14 protein-coding genes are annotated in these 19,610 nt (G+C 71.9%); 6 read left to right on the top strand and 8 right to left on the bottom strand.

Translation table 11 applies throughout. The features are described from left to right. Position 1: 1 nt before the first annotated feature. A complete protein-coding gene (locus OG738_RS04625) occupies positions 2 to 1,357 on the top strand; it encodes an ABC transporter substrate-binding protein (RefSeq protein WP_329051489.1) in 1,356 nt (451 codons plus the stop codon). 31 nt (positions 1,358 to 1,388) lie between these two features. Next, the gene (locus OG738_RS04620) at positions 1,389 to 2,057 is read left to right on the top strand and encodes a GntR family transcriptional regulator (RefSeq protein ID WP_329051487.1); all 669 of its coding nucleotides are present in this window, start codon (positions 1,389 to 1,391) and stop codon (positions 2,055 to 2,057) included. A 60-nt stretch (positions 2,058 to 2,117) separates the two neighbouring features. Here OG738_RS04620 and OG738_RS04615 read toward each other — a convergent pair whose 3' ends face one another. After that, entirely contained in the window at positions 2,118 to 2,609 is a 492-nt protein-coding gene (locus OG738_RS04615) for a winged helix-turn-helix transcriptional regulator (RefSeq protein ID WP_329051486.1), read from the bottom strand. A 106-nt stretch (positions 2,610 to 2,715) separates the two neighbouring features. Here OG738_RS04615 and OG738_RS04610 point away from each other — a divergent pair, with 106 nt between their 5' ends. From OG738_RS04610 to OG738_RS04600, 3 genes are all read left to right on the top strand, one after another. Next, positions 2,716 to 3,420 (top strand): SDR family oxidoreductase, encoded by a 705-nt coding sequence (locus OG738_RS04610; RefSeq protein WP_329051485.1) that lies wholly within the window; start codon positions 2,716 to 2,718, stop codon positions 3,418 to 3,420. A 176-nt stretch (positions 3,421 to 3,596) separates the two neighbouring features. After that, positions 3,597 to 4,160 carry a TetR/AcrR family transcriptional regulator gene (locus tag OG738_RS04605; protein WP_329056556.1) on the top strand — a complete coding sequence of 188 codons (564 nt, stop codon included), beginning with the start codon at positions 3,597 to 3,599 and terminating at the stop codon, positions 4,158 to 4,160. Positions 4,161 to 4,259: 99 nt separating this feature from the next. Beyond that, entirely contained in the window at positions 4,260 to 5,423 is a 1,164-nt protein-coding gene (locus tag OG738_RS04600; RefSeq protein ID WP_329056554.1) for a cytochrome P450, read from the top strand. A gap of 42 nt (positions 5,424 to 5,465) precedes the next feature. Here OG738_RS04600 and OG738_RS04595 read toward each other — a convergent pair whose 3' ends face one another. The 6 genes from OG738_RS04595 to OG738_RS04570 all read right to left on the bottom strand — a co-directional run bounded on the left by OG738_RS04595 (position 5,466) and on the right by OG738_RS04570 (position 17,865). Further along, complete coding sequence (locus OG738_RS04595) at positions 5,466 to 6,356, bottom strand: aminoglycoside phosphotransferase family protein (protein WP_329051484.1); 891 nt, start codon at positions 6,354 to 6,356, stop codon at positions 5,466 to 5,468. 16 nt (positions 6,357 to 6,372) lie between these two features. Further along, on the bottom strand, positions 6,373 to 7,593 hold the full coding sequence (locus OG738_RS04590; RefSeq protein WP_329051482.1) for a hypothetical protein: 1,221 nt from the start codon (positions 7,591 to 7,593) through the stop codon (positions 6,373 to 6,375). Between the two features lie 21 nt (positions 7,594 to 7,614). Continuing rightward, positions 7,615 to 11,484 (bottom strand): hypothetical protein, encoded by a 3,870-nt coding sequence (locus tag OG738_RS04585; protein WP_329051480.1) that lies wholly within the window; start codon positions 11,482 to 11,484, stop codon positions 7,615 to 7,617. An 11-nt stretch (positions 11,485 to 11,495) separates the two neighbouring features. Next, complete coding sequence (locus OG738_RS04580; RefSeq protein ID WP_329051478.1) at positions 11,496 to 14,675, bottom strand: hypothetical protein; 3,180 nt, start codon at positions 14,673 to 14,675, stop codon at positions 11,496 to 11,498. 119 nt (positions 14,676 to 14,794) lie between these two features. Continuing rightward, on the bottom strand, positions 14,795 to 15,595 hold the full coding sequence (locus tag OG738_RS04575; protein WP_329051477.1) for a siderophore-interacting protein: 801 nt from the start codon (positions 15,593 to 15,595) through the stop codon (positions 14,795 to 14,797). Next, on the bottom strand, positions 15,592 to 17,865 hold the full coding sequence (locus OG738_RS04570; protein WP_329051475.1) for an excinuclease ABC subunit UvrA: 2,274 nt from the start codon (positions 17,863 to 17,865) through the stop codon (positions 15,592 to 15,594). Before OG738_RS04570 ends, OG738_RS04575 begins: the two co-directional genes overlap by 4 nt. A 76-nt stretch (positions 17,866 to 17,941) precedes the next feature. Here OG738_RS04570 and OG738_RS04565 point away from each other — a divergent pair, with 76 nt between their 5' ends. Further along, a complete protein-coding gene (locus OG738_RS04565; RefSeq protein ID WP_329051474.1) occupies positions 17,942 to 18,733 on the top strand; it encodes a TetR/AcrR family transcriptional regulator C-terminal domain-containing protein in 792 nt (263 codons plus the stop codon). On the opposite strand, the gene OG738_RS04560 is transcribed toward OG738_RS04565, so the two are convergent. After that, positions 18,711 to 19,463, bottom strand: a complete 753-nt coding sequence (locus tag OG738_RS04560) for a methyltransferase domain-containing protein (protein WP_329056552.1) — start codon at positions 19,461 to 19,463, stop codon at positions 18,711 to 18,713. The genes OG738_RS04565 and OG738_RS04560 overlap by 23 nt on opposite strands. Between the last annotated feature and the right edge of the window lie 147 nt (positions 19,464 to 19,610).

Raw genomic sequence — 19,610 nt, 5'->3', positions numbered from 1 at the left:
CATGAAGTTGCGCACGCTCACCGCCGCCGGACTGGCGGCGACCTTGGGAGCACTGGTCGCGGCCTGCGGTGGCGGGTCGGCGAACGGCAGCGGAAACACCGTGAACTGGTGGACCTGGGACGACAAGCAGGCGGCGGCCTACCAGACGTGCGCGTCGGCGTTCGAGAAGGCGAACCCCGGCACCACGGTGAAGGTCACGCAGTACAACGTGGACGACTACTTCACCAAGCTGACCGCCGGGTTCGTCGGCGGCACCGCGCCGGACGCGTTCCAGAACAGCGTCCAGTACTTCCAGGCCTACGCGTCGCAGCACCAGCTGCTGCCGCTGGACGACCTGATCGCGCGCGACAAGTTCGACCTGAAGCGGTTCTCCGTCGGCGTCGACGCGTGGAAGTTCACCGACGGCAAGCAGTACGGCCTGCCACTCGACTGGTCCGCGACCGGCCTGTACTACAACACCGACGCGATCACGAAGGCCGGCTACACCCCGGCGGACATCGCGAAGCTGACCTGGAACCCCGACGACGGCGGCACGTTCGAGAAGGTCGCAGCCCACCTGTCCGTGGACAAGAACGGCGTCCGCGGCGACCAGCCCGGGTTCGACAAGGACCACGTCGCCACCTACGGCACCGGCCAGCTGGCGAGCCGGGACTTCATCGGCGAGTCGACGTGGAGCTCGTTCGCCATGACGACCGGCTGGCGGATGGCCGACAAGCAGTCGTGGCCGACGACGTTCACCTACGACGACCCGGTGTTCGCCAAGACCCTGAGCTGGGTGCGGTCGCTGGCCGACCGCGGGTTCGCGCCGAAGATCGGCACGTTCACCACCGGCGGCCAGGCGTCGATCAGCGACACCGACCTGCTCGGCTCGGGCAAGGTCGCGATGGAGACGGCGGGCTCGTGGACGGCGGGGACGTTCGCCAAGCTGCCCGGGGTGAAGGTCGGGATCGCGCCGACCGTGCTGGGCCCGTCCGGGAAGCGCGCGGTGCTGTCCAACTCGAACGGGAACAACGTCTGGGCCGGCACCAAGAACCCCGACCTGACCTGGAAGTGGGTCTCGTACCTGGGATCGCCGGAGTGCCAGTCGGCGGCCGGGGCGAGCGGCACGTTCTTCCCGTCGATCCCGGCGTCGATGGACGCGGCTGCGGCGGCGATGAAGGGCCAGGGCGTCGACCTGTCGGTGTTCACGTCGATGCTGAAGGACGGCACGCTGGTCCCGGCGGTCGTCTACGGCAACGGCGCGGCGCTGCAGGACGCGGAGCGGCCGCTGTTCGAGGCGTACTTCGCCCACCAGCGCGACGACGACGTCTTCGCCGAAATGGCGCGGAAGAGCCGGGACGTCCTGGCCAAGCAGTAGCCTGTTCTCACCGACGGTGAGGGGAGTCATGGTGGCGGGTCGACGCCTCGAAGCCCTGCCGGGCAGGCAGGTGCTGGCCGACGGCGTCTACGAGCAGATCCGGGCGCTGATCATGAACGACGGCATCGAGCCGGGCGCGCGGGTCAACATCGACGAGATCGCCCGCGAGCTGGGCGTGTCGGGCACCCCGGTGCGCGAGGCGCTCGCCCGGCTCGAGTCCGAGGAACTGGTCAGCCGGCTCCCGTTGCGCGGCTACCGCGTGACGGAACTGCTGAACCGCAAGGAAGTCGACGACATGTACGAGCTGCGCCTGCTGCTGGAACCGCCGTCGGCGGCCCTGGCGGCGGCGGCGATGTCGGACGCGAACGTGGCCTTGCTCGAAGCCGAGCTGGCCACGTGCCCGTCCGCGCCGATCGAGGACGCGTACAGCGACTACAAGGCGTTGACGGCCCACGACGCCCGGCTGCACGAGCTGATCCTGCGCATGGCGGGGAACGTGGCGGTCGAGCAGGCGTTCGCGCGGACCCACTGCCACCTGCACTTCTTCCGGCTGAACTACAACCAGCCGTTCGGCGAGCAGACGATCTCCGAGCACCGGCTGATCGTGGACGCGCTGGTGGCGGGGAACGCGGCGGCCGCCCGCAAGGCGATGACGGACCACCTCGAAGTGGCTCGCGACCGCCTGCTGTCCCGCCTCTGACGTCCGACGGCCGCACCGGGCCACTCCCGGTGCGGCCTCCCCCCGACGGCGCCGTCCGGCTCAGCCGACCGGGTCCGCCAGGGGGATCTCGCCCTCGGTCAGCCACGAGCCGCGCCACGCCAGATCGGTCCTGACCAGCGCTTTTCCGCAGGAATCGCACTTCTCGCCCGGCCGGGTGAGAGAGCCGCAGCCGCAGTGGACCAGCTGCATCGGGCCGTACGCGTTCTCCGCCGACGTGTACGCGTCACCCCACGCGCCGAGCGCGTGCAGCACCGGCAGCGCGTCCGAGCCGGCCTGCGTGAGGCGGTACTCGTGCCGCGTCCGGCCGCCATCGCGGTAGGGGAGCTTCGTCATCAGCCCCCGCTCGACGAGCTTGGCCAGCCGGGTCGTGAGCACGTTGTCCGCGATGCCGAGCTGGCCGCGGAAGTCCTCGAAGCGGGTGGTGCCCGCGGTGGCGTTGCGCAGGATCAGCAGCACCCACGGCTCGGCCAGGACGTCGGCGGCGCGGGCGATCGGGCAGGAGGCGTCCTCCCAGGTGGTGCGGCGGCTCATGGGTGATCCCGATCCCTTCGACCTGGCTTGCTCCGAGCAAGTTTACGCCGTAGGGTCGCCTGTAGCTAGCTTGCAACGAGCAAGTCAGGTGCGAGAGGAGTTCGTCATGGAGATCACGGGTGCGGTGGCGCTGGTCACCGGGGCCAACCGGGGACTTGGCCGGCGGTTCGCCGCCGCGCTGCTCGAACGCGGCGCGGCCAAGGTCTACGCCGCCGCGCGGAATCCCGAATCAATCGACCTGCCGGGAGTGGTGCCGATTCGCCTCGACGTCACCGACCCGGAGTCGATCCGCGCCGCCGCCGCGGAGGCGGGGGACGTCACGCTGCTGGTCAACAACGCCGGCTCGTCCACGGGGGCTTCGCTGCTCGGCGGCCCCATCGAGGACATCCGCCTGGAGATGGACACGCACTACTTCGGCACCTTGGCCGTGACCCGCGCGTTCGCGCCCGTCCTCGAGCGCAACGGCGGCGGTGCGGTGCTCAACGTGCTCTCGGTGCTGTCGTGGTTCACCGCGCCACAGGTCGCGGCCTACTCGGCGGCGAAGGCGGCGGCGTGGTCGCTGACCAACGCGCTGCGCCTGGAGCTCGCGGCGCAGAAGACGCAGGTGACCGCGCTGCACGTGGGCTACATGGACACCGACATGGCCAAGCACGTCGACGGCCCGAAGACGGACCCGGCGGTCGTGGCGGGGCTCGCGCTCGACGGCGTCGAGCAGGGCCGGTTCGAGGTGCTCGCCGACGACCTCAGCCGGGGCGTGCGGGCCGGGCTGTCCGGCGACCTCTCCGGGCTGTATCCGGCGCTGGCCGGTTGAGAATCCGCTTTTTGTCAATTCCCTGATAATTCCGGCTCCGCTGCGCCGCTGTTCCGGGGTTCTCCGGCACCCCGGAATGCGCGCGCGCCGGCCGCGGGCGTATGAATGGGCGGGTGGCGGAGAATGTCGAAGCCGGAATCGGCCGCACGAGGAACCGCTGGGGTGAAGGCGAACGGCTGCGCGGGGAGATCCTGGCGGCGGCGGGCCGGCTGCTGGCCGAGCTCGGTGGCGAGGACGGGCTGACGATCCGCGGGGTGGCGCGCGCGGTCGGCATCGCCCCGGCCAGCATCTACCAGCATTTCTCCGATCGTGCGGAATTGGTGCGCGGACTGCTCGACCACGAATACGCGCGGCTCGCGGAATCGATGCGCGCGGCGGAGGAGACGCTCGGCGAAACGGACGTCGTCGGCCGCGTCCGGGCGCAGATTCACGCGTACTGCGCGTTCGCCATGGAAAACCCCGGCCATTACCGGCTGATGCTCGCGAACGGTGCGTCCCGGCCCGCGCCCGACGCCCGCGCGGAAGGGCCGCTGCTCGACGTGATCGACCGGCTCGCGGCGGGCTTCGAACGCTGCGTCGACGCCGGCCACGCCCTGCGCGTGACCCCGGGCCGCGCGGCGGCGGTCGTGTTCGTCGGCGCGCACGGGCGGGTTGCGCTGTTCCACAGCGTGCTGAACCGGACCGGCGCCGAGTTGGTCGAGCCGTTCGTCGACGAACTGGTCTCACTGGTGTTCGCCTGAACGGCCCTCTGGCGAAGTCTGCGGAAGATGCTTAGCATGGCTATGTAAATTTCCGGCAGCTTCGGGAGGTATCCGGTGGACGGCGTGCCCGCGTTTCCGATGACCCGGCGGTGTCCCTTCGACCCGCCCGCCGAGCTGGGCGAGCTGCCGCCGGTGTCCCGCGTGCGGCTGTGGAACGGCAGCACGCCGTGGCTGGTCACGCGCTACGACGACGTCCGCGCCGTGCTGCGCGACTCGCGGATCAGCGCCGACTCCGACCGGCCCGGCTACCCGCACCAGAGCGCGGCTTCGGCGGCCCGGCGGCAGCGCGCGAAGTCGTTCATCACCATGGACGGCGCCGAGCACGCGGCCCAGCGGCGCCTGCTGACCGGCGACTTCCTCGTCAAGAAGATGGAGGCGCTGCGCCCGGCGATCCAGCGGATCGTCGACGACCTGATCGACGACCTGCTGGCCGGCCCGAAGCCGGTCGACCTGGTGACGGCGTTCGCGCTGCCGGTGCCGTCGCTCGTGATCTGCGAACTGCTCGGCGTGCCCTACGACGACCGCGAGCTGTTCCAGGACATCACGAAGGTGATGGTGTCGAGGTCCGCGACACCCGCCGAGGCGGTGAAGGCCACCGAAGACCTGCTCGGGTACCTCGGCGGGCTGGTGGAACGCAAGGCCGCGGAACCGGGCGACGACGTCCTGAGCAAGCTGGCGGTGTCGCAGTACGCGACCGGCCGCATGAGTGCCGAGGACGTCGCCTCGATGGGCCAGCTGCTGCTGGTGGCGGGCCACGAGACGACGGCGAACATGATCGCCCTCGGCACGGTCGCGCTGCTGGAGCACCCGGACCAGCTGGAACTGGTGCGCTCCGGCGACGCGGACCTGCTGCGCCGCGCGGTGGAGGAACTGTTGCGCTACTTGAACATCACGCACACGGGCCGCCGCCGGGTGGCGGTCGAGGACATCGAACTCGGCGGCGAAGTGATCCACGCGGGCGAGGGCGTCATCGCGGCGGGCGACGTGGCCAACCGCGACGCGGCGGTGTTCGCGGAGCCGGACCGCCTGGACGTGACGCGCGAGGCCCGCCACCACGTCGCGTTCGGCTACGGCGTGCACCAGTGCTTGGGCCAGACGCTGGCGCGCGTGGAGCTGCAGGTGGTCTACGGCACGCTGTACCGGCGCATCCCGCAGCTGCGGCTCGCGGTTCCGGTGCAGGAACTGGCGTTCAAGGACGACATGCTGGTGTACGGGGTGCACTGCCTGCCGGTCACGTGGTGAAGACCGGTGAAGACGTGGACGGCGGTGGCGTTCGCGCCGTGATCACAGCGCGCGTTGCGCCGCGTCGAGCTCCGCTGTCAGGTGCGCGGTGACGAAGTGGGCCCGCTCGGCGTCGTCGTCCTTTCGCGGGGTCATCTCCACCAGCATGATCAGGTCGAGGTAGACCCGGTACAACGCCAGCCGCCGGCGGGCGGGCAGGTCGAACGGTGCCGGGCCGCCCGCCGTGCGGTAACCCTCCGCGAGCGGGGTGTCCAGCTCCCGGAACAGCGTCAGCGACACGAACTCCGCCACCGGGTCGCCCCAGAACGCGCGCTCCGCGTCGACGATCCCGGACACCCGGCCGCCGTCGAGGAGGATGTTGCCGTCCCACAGGTCGAAGTGCACCAGGACCGGCGTGGTGACCGGCTCCAGCAGCGGCTCGTGGCGGTGCACCAGGTGCGAGATCTCCGCCGCCGGGCGGGGGAGGCGCACCCCGTACCGGACGGCGTCCGCGAGGATCGCGTCGGTCATCGCCGTGAACGCCGCCGGCCACGTCGGCCGCAGAGGGTCCTGCGGGTAGCCGAACCCGTCGCCGGTCACGGTGTGCAGCCCGGCGACGACCGCGCCCAGCTCGGCGCGAAGTCCCGGATCGGTCCCGCGCACCTGGGCCCACGGGACGCCCGGCAGCTCCGTCATCAGCAGGAACCCCGGCCCGGCGGCCACGACGGACGGCAGCGGGCCGGAAACCCGCTGGTAGTACTCGGCTTCCGTGGCCAGGAGGTCGTGCTCGTAGGTCAGCCCGGGCGCGGCCGGTGCGAGCTTGAGCACCAGCCGCCGCCCGTCCGCCAGCGTCAGCCGGATCGCCGTGTTGTACGTGCCCCCGCCGATCTCCGCGGCGGACACCACCGTGGCCGGGTCGATGCCCGCCGCCGCCAGAGCCTCTTCCGTTTGCACGACGGCGATTCTGCCATCAGCGTTTTCCGGCCGACCCCGCCCAGATCCCGTCGCCGGCGTAGGCCGCCGAGTAGCCGAGCAGCGCGGCCAGGCCTTCGGACAGCCCGCCGCACGACGCGACGCCGGTCGCGTTCGTCACGCCGGAGCACAGGGTGCGGGTGCCCGCGGTGAACGTCACCGGCCGTCCGGGCACCGGACGGCCGAACTGCGTGTCCGTCAGGGTCGCGCTCAGCGCGGGCGAGCCCAGCCGCGCCGGCGCGACGCTGAGCGACGTCGGGTCCGGCGTGGTCGAGAACAGCGACGCCGACGCGCGCACCCCGCTCGGCCCGATCGTCGAGGGCGCGAACAGGTACTGCACCGCCGAATCCGGCCCCGACGGCGCCGGGCAGCCGGTCCCGGTGGTGGCGACGTCGATGGTGGGATCCGTCTGGTAGCGCCCCGGCGCCGCCCCGACCGCGCGCGGCCAGCAGACGAACTGGATCGACTGCGGGGGTGTCGGCGGCGGCGTGATCCGGGCCGGGCCGGTGCCGGTCAGGCCGAAGGACAGGCTCGGGCCGCCGTCGTTGTCGACGAGCGCCACACTGTCCACACCGGACAGGGTGGTCTCGCGCGTGGTGGTGGCCCCGAACGGGCTGTACGCCCCGGTCTGCAGCACCGGGCCGTCGTCGGTGCCGGCCGCGGTGTCCCAGAGGTACTGGACCGCGAAGGTGTCGGCGCTCGTGCCGGTGACTGTCGTCGTGACCTCGACGCTGGAGTCCGCGACCGTGCCGCCGTGCACGGCGACGTACTGGTCGATCTCCAGCGAGCCCGAGTCGAGGAACGTCACCCAGCTCGTGTGGAACCCGGTCGTGCCGACCGCCGTGGTCGTCGGGTCCAGCGAGTCGAGCGCGACCTCCGTCGCCGTCGTCAGGTACTGCCCCTGCACGTAGTCGACCTTGGCGGTCAGGTCACGCACCGTCAGGAACGACGTCCCCGGTACGCCGCCGCCGAACAGCACGTCCCGGCCTGCACCCGCCGGGTGGTCCGGCCCGGTCTGCACGGTGAACGAGCCGACGCCGAGCCCCTGCGCCTGCTGCAGGGACACGCGGAAGACGCCGTTCCCGGCCGTGGGCGTGGCGGCGAGCGCGCGGTGGGGCCGGGCCTTCCACTGAGCGGGTGACTCGGGCGCGGCGAGCGCCGGGGTGGCGCCGGCCAGCAGCAGCGCCGCGGCCGCGCACACCAGTCCGGTTCGGTGCATCAGATCCTCCACAATGGACAGTCAGAAGGTGAGGGCGTCGGCGTAGACGAGCCGTTCGCCGCCCTGGTTCGGCTTTTCGGACTCGGTCAGCACCAGGCGGAACGGGCGGGTCCCGCGCGCCGCGGGCAGCGGCACAGTGCCGGTCCAGCCGGTGGCGGACGCCGTCAGTGCGACGGCCGTCCCGGTGTCCTGCCAGGCGACGTTCCCGCTCAGCGCCGGGTCGGCGACCTGCAGTTGCGCGCTCAGCCCGGTGGCGGGCGCCGGCATCGGCCCGGTCACCGTCAGCCGGACCGACGTCGGCGTCGCGAACACCGCCGTCGCGACCCGGTCCGGCGACAGCTGCGCGAACTGGGCCTGCACCACCGCGGACAGCTCGACGTCGGGCACCGACACCGGCTGGTAGCGGGCCAGAGCCAGCCGCACGAACGGCGTGTACGGCGAAGGCTGCGGAGCCGCGAAGGTGATGTCGCAGAACCACAGCTTGCGTTCGGCGTCGTAGCCGACGTCGTGCGGCGCGACGGCGACCGGCGACGCGGTGCCTTCGACCAGCGTCAGCCCGGACCGCGGGTGCACGGCCAGCGGGAAGTCGCCGACCTGCGGCGGCCGGGTGAACGCGGCCGACCGCCACGCCGGGTCCTGCGCCCAGTCCGTCACGAGGCGGGTCAGGTCCGCGGGCACCGACGGCCCGTCCGCCAGCAGCACGCCGAGCTGTTCGCCGTCGCCGGAGGAGTACCACGGCCGGTCGAGGAACACGCGCAAGCCGTTGCCGCGCCGGGTGCTCGTGGTCTGCGACGCCGTCGTCTCCGTGGTCCAGCCGAACGTCGGGACGACGTAGGCGATGTCCGGCGCGGCGGGCCGCGCGGTGCTCGGGACGTCGATCGTCAGCGCCGCGCCCGCCCGGGTGATCGGCGGCGGCACGTACGCGACCTCGACCGACGCGGGCACCGGCGAAGCCAGCCAGGTGACCGTGCCGTGGACGTAGTCGACGTCGTAGTCGGTGCCGCGGACGAAGGTCGTCGAACCCGCGCGGACGACGTCCGACGCGGGCACGATCCCGCCCTTGTCCACCACGACCGCCGACGTACCCGGCTGCACGGTCGCGCGCTGCAGGAAGTACTCCGCGAACCGCGAAGTGCCGATCGGCGTGTAGGTGACGCGGCGGAACTTGGTGTCGTGGAACTCGTGCCGCTCGTCGACCGGGAGCACCTGGCCCGCCGGGTCGTCCGGCCGCGCCACCACGCCGAACGCCGCCGCGGCGCCCGCCCTCGGAGCCGGGGCCGGCACGGTCACGTCGTCGACCTGTTCGGTCCACGCCGCCTGGACGTCGACGCGGCTCGTGCTGGGCCGATCGAAGCCCAGCCGGTCGACGATCCGGGCGAACGTCTCGCCGGGCCGGCGCACGGCGACCGGCTTGACCAGCGCGGGCGGGGTCAGCGGCTGCTTGATCGCGTGCACCAGCGTCAGCGTGCGGAACGGCGTCAGCTGCCACAGCCGGCCCTGCCGGGCCAGCGCCCGCAGCGAAGCGAGCGTCGTGCCGGACGGCAACGTCACCGTGCCCGCCGCGACCGCGTCGGTGAGCCACTTCCACGGCCCGAGCAGGTCGACGTCGGCGTCGGCGAGGACGCTGCTGTAGTGCACGTCGAACGTCCGGCCCTTCGGCACCTGCACGGTGAGAACCCGGAACAGCGGGTCGAACTTCGGCTTGCCGGTGCCCTCGACCATCCGCAGCCGGAACGGCCGGTAGTCCGGCCAGTTCCCGAGCAGCGGCACCGGGTCGAAGTCGCCGGTGACGACGTCGCCGTCGGCAGTGCCGGGCAGGCCGGCGAACGCGGCGCCGCGGCTGAGGACGTCCGGCAGGTAGGGCAGCGTCAGCTGGTCGGTGTCGTAGTACGGGATGCCGTAGCCGCCGCTGTCGGGCGTGCCGCCCTGGTCGAACGAGCCGGTGTCCTTCTGCTTGATCCGGCCGTAGGCGAGCTTGTTCATGACCGGCGGGGTCAGGAGGGTCGCCGGCAGGTCGAACAGGCCGTGCTGCTCGGCCAGCAGCTCGGCGATCCGGACGGGTGCGAGGTGGCGCTGGCAGTCGGCGGTCGCGGCGGTGTCGAAGTTGCTGCGGATCACCAGCCGTTCCGCCGACTCGCCTTCGGTGCGCGGCTTGCGGAACAGCACGTGCGGCGACACGACCGGCTCGAACCGCGTGTACCTGACCGGCGCCGTCGCCCCGGCGTCGCCGGTGACGTCGTTCAGGGCCGGGCCGTTGCCGGCGAGGTCGGCGGTGCGCGCGCGAAACCGGTACGTGCGGCCGAACCGCAGCCGCGGCAGGCTGCCCGGCTCGGCCTTGACCTTGACGCCGAGCGGGAACGCCGGGTCCGGCTCGGTGCCGTCGCCCGCGACGAGCGCGCCGTCGTCGGCGACGGCCTTGCCCGGGCGCGGCGCGACCAGGCTGTAGCCGCTCCACCGGGCCAGCGACTCGTGCAGGAAGACCGTCTGCGTCGGGTCGTCCGGCTGGGTCGTGTGCGCGGTCGTGACGACGCCTTCGTCGGCGGCCGTGACCGAGGTGCCGGCGACGGTGTAGGTGCCCTGCCGGCGGCAGAGGCTGTGCCAGCTCTTCGAGACGTCGTCCCAGACGTCGAACCGCAGCCCGCGGGTCAGGTCCTCGGCGCTCGCGGACGCACCCCGCGCCAGCTTGTCGGCCTGGTCCACCGCGCCCCAGATCCGCTTGGCCCGCCCGGTTTCGGTGATCGAGAACCCGTTGCTCTGCAACGCGGGCGGCGGGGCGGTGTCCGGCGCGTCGGACGCGGGCCGGCCGATCCCGCCGAACGGGTCGAGCCGCGCGACGCTCTCGCCGAAGCCGAGCAGCTTCACCGCGGCCGAATCGGGATCGACCTCGGTGACGTCGAAGTCCGGGCCGCCCAGCTGCAGCAGGCCGCCGGCGAGCAGGGGCGTGCGGGCGTTCGCGGTGAACGTCGTCGCCGTGACCGTGCAGTCGGTCCGCTGGGCGGTGACCGCCAGCCCGGCCAGGACCGGCGTGACCGTCACCCAGGTCGCCCCGGTGGGCAGCGGATTCGGCAGGGGGATGCGGAGATCGCGGACCAGGCCGAACTTCCGCAGGAGCGCGGGGTACTGGCCGAGCGCGCCGACCACCGAGTGGAAGTTCGGCGGCTCCGCCGCGACGGCGGCCCGGAAGGCACTCGCGCCACCGGCGAAGTTCACCACGTGCGGGCGGGCGGCGGCGGGGCGGCCGTGGAAGTGCTCGGAGAGCAGGAAGTCGAGCTGCTGGTCGCTGAGGCCGTGCTCGGTCCGGATCTGCTCCAGCGCGGGGTCCGCTCGGTCGAGGAACTTGGCGTAGAAGAAGTACAGCGCCAGGTTGTCCGTGACGGCCGCCTTCGTCTCCGGCGAGATCCACGTGTCGTGCAGCCGGTACCGGCTCCGGGGACCGCACCGGTTTCCGCTCGCCCGCAGGCCTTCCTGCGGGGCGCCGAGGTAGTCGGTGATCGTCGGGTGCGTGGTCGGGTTGTTCGCCGCCATCAGCGCGTACTGGTCGCGGACGAAGTTCCGCACGTTCCGCACGGGGTATGACCGCACGAACGTCTTCTGCGGCGGCAGCGGCGGCGCGGTCGCCGCGCCCAGCGGGGCGGCACCGGCGAACAGCTTCTTCCACAGGTCCGAGCGCAGGTCCTGCGGCAGCTTCTCGGCGCGGGTGACCGTGCCGCCGAGCGAGACGTCGAACTCGACCGGCGCGGCGGGCCAGTCGAGCCAGGCCGGGAACGCGGACAGCGTGTCCGCGCCGGTCAGCCGCGGGGACAGGAATGCCGACAGGTGAAGGAAAGTCCTGCCCTGCTCGGTCCGCACGCCGGCCGGCAGCGCGGTGCTCAGGATCGTCTGGGTGGCCATCGCTCGTCTTCTCAGGCCGCGAACGCGTCGCAGTAGGTGTTCCAGTCGTCCTGGCTCATTTGGTCGCCGAAGGACGGCGAACCGCCGGCCGGCAGCGCGGCGGCGCTTCGCGCGGCCGGCGACGAAGAACCGGGACCGGCGAAGGACTTGTGCACGGTGAGCGTGACCGACTTCGAGAAGAACAGGATGTCGATCTCGACGGTCAGCGACGCCTCGCCCTCGACGACGTTCTGCCCGCCGTCGTTCGTGTAGCTCAGCGCCAGGTAGAACTCGGCCGAGATGGTGATCAGGCCGAGGACGTTGAGGGAGCCGTTGGCGCGGACGTACCCGGTGAGCGTGACCGCGTCGTGCTCGGGAACCGCGGGGGTGCTGCCGCTCGCCGGGACCTCCGGCTTGCGCTCGAGCTTGAAGTAGATCCCGGCCATCACCGAGACCGACCCGCTGGCGACGCCGAGGTTGAACGCCACCGCGCCGCCGAACTCGATCGACGCCTCGACCAGCTCGAAGCCGTCGGTGCCCAGCGCCAGCGCGAAGAACCCGCCGCCGCCGAACAGCGAGACGGTGAGCGTGAACGGGTGCTCCCGGCTGCAGAACGCGAACCGCGCCCGCGCCGGGCCGCCGTCGAACGGGATCGACAGCGCGGCGCTGAACGCCAGGTGCTGCAGCGCGAACACGCCGATGCCGACGTCCGGGATGGCCAGGGTGTAGCCCGCGGTGATGCCCGTGGGCTGGACGTCGATGCCGAGGCCCTTGCCGGTGCTGACGAGGAACTGCTGCAGCGTGTTGACGAACTTCAGCGGGCCTTCGAAGTCGATCCGGTCCAGCTCGACGTGGATCACCGGCTTGGCGCTGTCGTGCTGCTCGAAGGCGAACCGGCGGAAGGTGAGCTTGATGAACGACAGCGCTTCGTCGTTGCCCTTCACCAGCTCGATCGCGAAGTCGCGCAGGTCGCCCGTGATCGTCGACGTCGTCGTGACGCCGTTCGTGCCGAACACCGTGCGGTTCTCGCCGTGCAGCGTGAGCGTCGCGTGGGGACGGTCCGGCAGCTTCGGGAGGAACACCCCGGCGGTGAGCTCGTCCGGCAGCTTCGGCCGCCAGTCCAGGACGGTCGTGACGGCAGTCGGCGGCAGGTCCCGGCCGTTGCCGTACTCGGGCGTGGTGACGATCTTCGGCGCGTTCCCGACCGGCAGCTTCGGGTCGACGCCCAGGAGATCGGCCAGGCTGAGCCCGCCGAGCAGCTTCGCGGTGTCGGGGAAGAACTTCCGGGGGTCGAAGTCGCCGTCCTTCGCGATCTGGCTGATGGTGTCGGCGGGCCCGGAGAGCGGCCCGAGCGAGCGGGACAGGCCGCGGATGTCGAGGTCGGGCGCCGCGACCCCGCCGAGCTGGGCGACGGTCCGGCCGAACTTCGCCGTCACCGCGCCGACGTCGGGGATCGGGTTGTTCGCGGTGATCGCCTGCACCAGCTTGCCCACGTCCGCGACCGTCGGGCTGACTCGCGCGAACAGCTCGCCCTTGACGTTCTCGAAGGAGCCGTGGACGTAGCCGGGGTCGTACCCGATGGCGGTGGCGAGTTCCTGACCGCCCGCGAGCGCCTCGACGGCGGGCATCCGGATCTCCGCGGCGAGCATCTGCGGCGCGAACCCGGCCTCTCCGGCCTGCACCCGCAGCTTGACGTTGAGGTGCATCCGGACCGTGGGGAACGCGGTGTTGCGCGGGGCACCGTCGTCCGCGGCGGCGGCCAGGCCGTTCGAACCGGAGGGCGGGGCGAAGGCGACCTTCTGCCCGCCCAGTTCGTGGGTGCGTCGCGGGTTGACGTGGTCGAAGTCGTTCGGGTCGGCCTGGGCCTGCAGCGCGTTCAGCACCGTCTGGTCCGTGGCGTGGTCCTGGTCGACGAACGCCAGGTGGGCGACGGTTTCGATGCGGTTGCCCGCCCAGTCGGTGGCGACGATCGGGAACGGGACGTCGACGGGGTCCGCGCCCGGCTGGTACTGCACCCAGTAGGCGGCGGTGCCCGAGATCTCCTCCGGATGCGCGGCCAGGTTCGGCGTGGTGGTCATCGCGATCTCGACCGAGCGGAACGGAAGCCCGTTGTCGGTGAAGGTCTTCACCGGCTCTTCGAGCCGGATGTAGGCGCGCTGGAGCAACCGGGCCGCACCGCCGGCGAAGGTGCGTTCGGTTTCCACGACCGACGTGGCCCGGTGGCCGTACGGGAAGAGGAACCCGCGCTGCTCGATGCGGACGTAGTTGTCGCGCCCGAGTGCCGAGCGGTGCTGCCACCGGGCGAGGGTGGCGGGCTCCGGCCACTCGCCCGCGAGCTCGAGCGTGGCGCCCAGTGCCGAGAGCAGCACGAGATCACCGCGCACCGGGGCGATCGAGTTCGACTGCGTGACGATCCGTGCCGGCGTCCCGGGATCCTGGGGATAGCCGAACAGGTCGTCGAACCGCAGGTCGTCCGGAGTGTCGGTGGCCGTCGCGCGGATCTCGGCCGGGCCGAGCTGCGGGTCGGGGCGGCCGAACGTGTCCCGCGGGGCGAGGCGGGTGTGCCACAGCTCGGTGCGCCCGGCCGAGGTCACCGGGTGCGTCACGTGCGCCCACGACGCGTACTGCTCGGGCGTCAGGTGCAGCCAGTCGACCAGGAGCAGGTCGGTGACCAGCTGACCCGGCACGGCCGGGGCGGTCTTCGGCACCACCCGCATGACCCAGTCCGGCCACGCGAGCAGGCCTTCTTCGGAGTACGGCAGCTCTTTCACCGTCGACGGCACGAGGAACGCGATCCGGCTCGGACCGACCGCCCGCGTGGCGATGTCGCCGGGCGCGGGCAGGTTCGCCGGCGGGTTCCCGCCGGGGTCGGAGACGTAGGTCGGCTCCTCCATCAGGTGCTGGCTGGCGAGCTGGACGACGATCACCGACTGCGCGTTCGCGTCGATCGGCACCAGCTTCGGAGGGCCCGCGGCGGTCGAGCGTCGCAGGTTGAAGAAGGTGAAGCGCAGCTTGAGCATGTCTTCGCGGCGCAGCAGGTCGAGCGTGAGATCCGGCGTCGCGTCGGCGGCGAGCACGGCGGGCGCGGCCGTGTCGCCGGGCAGGTTCGCCAGCAGCAGCGCCGCACCCCCGGCGGCGAGGACGGTGCGCCGTCCGACGTCGCGCCGCCAGGGGCGGCCGTCGCCGGTTTCGTGCGGAGTGGATTCGGGCATGGCTGGGGACCTCCCCGGAGCGAACTGAGCCCGCTCACCGTCGCTCCGGGGTCCGGCTCCGGCAAGGAGCCGATGTCGATACCTCCCCTTGGGGCAGTCTTGTCCGCCCGTTCGGCCGCTCAGCCGCCCGCTTGGGCCAGCTTTTCGGCGGCGTCGGCCAGGTCGTCGGCGGTCGGCGCGTCGTCCTGCGTCAGCCGGCGTCGCCAGTAGCCGGAGAACTCGACCACGCGCTTGTCGAGCCCCCGCTCGCCCACGAGGTGACGCCGCAGCGCCCGCACCATCCCCGCCTCGCCCGCGAGCCACGCGGCGACCGACCCCGGCCCGAGCTTCGCGTCCCGCACGGCTTCGAGGAGCTTGACGCCGTGCTCGGCGCCGTCGCGGTGCAGCCAGTGGACGGGCAGTGGTTGCTCCTCGGCGGCGGCCGCTACCTCGACGAACGCCACCGCGTTGTCCACTTCGGACAGAATGGTCGCGATGGCTGGCAGCGCGGTCTCGTCCCCGGCCAGCAGGAGCGTGTCCGCTGTGGACAGTGGACGGCGGTAGGCCGCGTCCGGGCCGTAGCGGCCGAGGACAGCACCGGCGGAGGCGGTGCGGGCCCACGCCGTCGCCGGGCCGTCCGCGGAGTCGTGCAGCACGAACTCGACGTCGATCGTGCCGAGAGCCCGCGAGCGCACGGTGTAGCTGCGCATGACGGGGCGCTCGTCCTCCGGGATCGCGAGGTACGCCTGGTACCAGCGCAGCACGTCGTCGTCGCCCGAAGGCAGCCGGACCGGGCGGCCCGGCGGCGGGAAGAGGAGCTTGAGCTGCTGGTCGGGCCACGGCTCCAGGTCGGCCAGGCCGTCGCCGGTGAACGTGACGCGCACGGTGCGCGGGGTGGGCCGCCACACCGCCGTCACTTCGAGCAGTCCGGTCGGCTTCACGGCTTCCCCAGGTAGTCGCGCAGGTGGCGGGCGGTGAGCGTGGACGCGTTCTCGACGAGCGCGGCCGGGGTGCCTTCGAACACCACGCGGCCGCCGTCGTGCCCGGCGCCGGGGCCGAGGTCGATCAGCCAGTCGGCGTGGGCCATCACGGCCTGGTGGTGCTCGATGACGATCACCGTGTTGCCCGCGTCGACGATCCGGTCGAGCAGCGCGAGGAGCTGGTCGACGTCGGCGAGGTGCAGGCCGGTCGTCGGCTCGTCGAGGATGTAGGTCGAGCCCTTCTCGGCCATCCGGATCGCCAGCTTGAGCCGCTGCCGTTCGCCGCCGGACAGCGTGGTGAGCGGCTGCCCGAGCGTCAGGTAGCCGAGGCCGACGTCGCCGAGCCGGTCGAGCACCTTCCGCGCGGTGCCGGAGGGGAAGAACTCGCGCGCTTCGGCGACGGACATCGCCAGCACCTCGCTGATGTTCTTGCCGCGCAGCTCGAAGGTCAGCACCTTGGGCGTGAACCGCCGGCCTTCGCACTCCTCGCAGACCGACGCGACCCCGGCCATCATCGCCAGGTCCGTGTAGATCACGCCGAGGCCCTTGCAGTGCGGGCAGGCACCTTCGGAGTTGGCGCTGAACAGGCTCGCCTTGACGCCGTTGGCCTTGGCGAACGCCGTGCGGATCGGGTCGAGCAGGCCGGTGTAGGTCGCCGGGTTGGACCGCCGGGAGCCGCGGATCGCCGACTGGTCGACCACGACGACGTCGTCGCGGTGGGCCAGCGAACCGTGGATCAGCGACGACTTCCCGGAGCCGGCGACCCCGGTGACGACGGTCAGCACGCCGAGCGGGACGTCGACGCTGACGTCACGCAGGTTGTGCAGCTTCGCGCCGGTGATGGACACGTGCCCGGTGGGCTCGCGGATCTCGTCTCGCAGCGTGACCCGGTGGTCCAGGTGGCGGCCGGTGAGCGTGCCGGACGCGCGCAGGCCGTCGACGCTGCCGGCGTAGCAGAGCCGGCCGCCGTCGGTGCCCGCGCCGGGGCCGAGGTCGACGACGTGGTCGGCGATCCGGATGGTCTCCGGCTTGTGCTCGACCACCAGGATCGTGTTCCCCTTGTCCCGCAAGCACAACAGCAGGTTGTTCATCCGCTCGATGTCGTGCGGGTGCAGCCCGACGGTCGGCTCGTCGAAGACGTACGTGACGTCGGTGAGGCTGGAACCGAGGTGGCGCACCATCTTCACGCGCTGCGCCTCGCCGCCCGAGAGCGTCGCGGATTCGCGGTCGAGGGAGAGGTAGCCGAGGCCGATCTCGACGAGCGAGTCGAGGGTGTCGCGCAGGTTGCCCAGCAGCGGCCGGATCGACGGCGCGTCGAGGTTCCGGACGAACTCGGCGAGGTCGCTGATCTGCAGGGCGGCGCAGTCGGCGATGTTCTTGCCGTCGATCTTGGCCGAGAGCGCGGCCTGGTTCAGGCGGGCGCCGCCGCACGCGTCGCAGGTCTTGAACGTCGCGGCCTTCTCGATGAACGCGCGCAGCCGCGGCTGCAGCGACTCGGTGTCCTTCTGCAGGTAGAGCCGCCGGACCTTCACCGCGAGGCCCTCGTAGGTGATGTTGCTCTTGCCGACCTTCACCTTGCACGGCCCCTTGTGCAGCAGGTCGTCGAGCTGCTCGGGCGTGAAGTCGCGGATCTTGGTGTCCGGGTCGAAGAAGCCGCAGGAGAGGTAGGTCTGCACGTACCAGTTGTCCGGGGTGAAGCCGGGCACCTGGATCGCGCCGTCGTGCAGTGACCGGTCGAAGTCGAGCAGGGCGTGGACGTCGAGGTCGGACACCCGGCCCAGGCCCTCGCACGCCGGGCACATGCCCTCGGGCAGGTTGAAGCTGAACGCGCCGGACGTGCCGACGTGCGGTTCGCCCAAGCGCGAGAAGGCGATCCGCAGCATCGCGTAGGCGTCGGTCGCGGTGCCGACCGTGGAGCGCGAGTTGGCGCCCATCCGCTCCTGGTCGACGACGATGGCCGCGCTGAGGTTCTCCAGCAGGTCGACGTCCGGGCGCGACAGGCTCGGCATGAACGACTGGAGGAAGGCGCTGTAGGTCTCGTTGATCAGCCGCTGCGACTCGGCCGCGATGGTGCCGAAGACCAGGGACGACTTGCCGGAGCCGGACACGCCCGTGAACACCGTGAGCCGGCGCTTCGGGATGTCCAGGTCGAGGCCGGTGAGGTTGTTCTCCCGGGCGCCCCGGACCTCGATCACGTCGTGGGTGTCGGCGGCCCGCCTGGGTGAGGTCATACCGTCCTTCTCGATAGTTTAGGCTGTAAACTGATTCTTCAGCGTACAATACTTTATGGTGTAAGGAGTCGGCAAGGTGGTCGTCTTCGCGGGTCAGGGCGACGCCCGGCGGTCCATGGAGCTGCTGTGGGGGCCGCGCGTGGTCGCGCCGCGCACCGGCCCGGGGCCCAAGCCGGGCCTGTCGGTGGAGGCGATCGTCGCGGCGGCGATCGACATCGCCGACGCCGAGGGCATGGCGGCGCTGTCGATGCGCTCGGTGGGCGAGCGGCTCGGCCGCACGGCGATGGCGCTCTACACGTACGTGCCGGGCAAGACCGAGCTGGTCGACCTGATGTACGACCGGACGCTGGGGGAGCTGCCGTCGTCTTTCTCGCCGTCCGCTGGTTGGCGCCCCGCGGCGGTGGCGCTGGCCGACGCGCTGTGGGACCTGCACCTGCGGCACCCGTGGCTGCTGCAGGTCTCGCCGGCGCGCCCGGTGCTGGGGCCGGGGGAGTTCCACGTCCAGGAGACGCTGCTGTCCGTGCTGGCGGCCACCGGGCTGCCGCTGCCCCGGGTTCGCTGGGTGGTGTCGGCGCTGTTCAACGTCGTCCGCGGCTCGGTCCAAGCGGCGGCGGAGTCCCGCCAGGCCGCGCGCGAGACGGGACTGTCCGAAGAGGACTGGTGGTACGCGCGGTCGGCGTTGCTGGAGGAGCTGGTGCCGGACCTGACTTCCCGGTTCCCCACGGTGGCCCGGCTCGGCTCTTCCGAACCCGCTCCTTCCGACGAGCCCTACCTGGAGCGCGAGGCGCGGCTGTCGTTCGAAGCAGGCCTGGAGCTGCTGCTGGACGGCGTCGAGGCGGCGATCGTCAAGGCTTCCGGGCCTCGATGAGGAACCGGGTCGCGTGGGCGACGAACGGGCCGTCGCGCTCGATCCTTTCGTGCAGCTCCCGCAGCTTGTCGCGGTACTGCCCGACCGTGAACCCCGGGACCATCCAGATCACCTTGCGCAGGAAGTAGACCACCGCGCCGATGTCGAAGAACTCGGTGCGCAGCGACTCCGACCGCAGGTCGGTGACCTCGAGGCCCGCCTTCGTCGCTTCCGCCACGGCGTGGTCGGGGTGACGGCTGTTCCGGACGTCGTCCGGCTGCGGGCCGAGGAAGAATTCGACCAGCTCGAACACGCTCGCCGGGCCGACCTGCTGCGAGAAGTACGTGCCGCCCGGGCGCAGGACGCGGGCGATCCCGGCCCACGCCGTCGTCACGGGGTGGCGGCTGGAAACGAGATCGAACACGTCGTCGCCGAAGGGAATGCCCTCGGTGGCCACGACGACGACCCCGCGCGGCCGCAGCCGGGCCGACGCCTTGGCGACGTTCGGCGGCCACGACTCGGTCGCGGCCATCAGCGGCGGCAAGGACGGGCAGCCGTCGAGGACCTCGCCGCCGCCGGTCTCGAGGTCGAGCGCCGCGTGGACGCCTGCGAGGCGTTCGCCCAGCAGCCGCTGGTAACCCCAGGACGGGCGCGCTTCGGTGGCTCGGCCGTCGAGCCAGGAGAAGTCCCAGCCGTCCACGGACACGGCGTCGGCTTCGGCGACCAGTTCGTCGAAACGCGATTTGCGCAGGGGTGGCGGGGGCACCGGCTTGGCGAGCGCGACGGCCTCGAAGTCCACTACGACCGGCCCGCGCCGGGTGTCCACCGTGCACGTGGTTTCGTCGCGGGCCACGAGGTTCCCGAGCGCGTCGGTGAACCCGCCCTCGATCCGGTACCG

The organism is Amycolatopsis sp. NBC_01488 (assembly GCF_036227105.1).
In the GTDB taxonomy this organism is placed as follows: Bacteria; Actinomycetota; Actinomycetes; order Mycobacteriales; family Pseudonocardiaceae; genus Amycolatopsis.
This window is presented reverse-complemented; position numbering and strand designations above follow the sequence as displayed.

Coding starts and splice junctions, on each gene's coding strand:
- OG738_RS04600 (WP_329056554.1), top strand. CDS start 4,260: ATGACCCGGCGGTGTCCCTTCGACCCGCCCGCCGAGCTGGGCGAGCTG.
- OG738_RS04610 (WP_329051485.1), top strand. CDS start 2,716: ATGGAGATCACGGGTGCGGTGGCGCTGGTCACCGGGGCCAACCGGGGA.
- OG738_RS04585 (WP_329051480.1), bottom strand. CDS start 11,484: ATGGCCACCCAGACGATCCTGAGCACCGCGCTGCCGGCCGGCGTGCGG.
- OG738_RS04615 (WP_329051486.1), bottom strand. CDS start 2,609: ATGAGCCGCCGCACCACCTGGGAGGACGCCTCCTGCCCGATCGCCCGC.
- OG738_RS04625 (WP_329051489.1), top strand. CDS start 2: ATGAAGTTGCGCACGCTCACCGCCGCCGGACTGGCGGCGACCTTGGGA.
- OG738_RS04570 (WP_329051475.1), bottom strand. CDS start 17,865: ATGACCTCACCCAGGCGGGCCGCCGACACCCACGACGTGATCGAGGTC.
- OG738_RS04590 (WP_329051482.1), bottom strand. CDS start 7,593: ATGCACCGAACCGGACTGGTGTGCGCGGCCGCGGCGCTGCTGCTGGCC.
- OG738_RS04580 (WP_329051478.1), bottom strand. CDS start 14,675: ATGCCCGAATCCACTCCGCACGAAACCGGCGACGGCCGCCCCTGGCGG.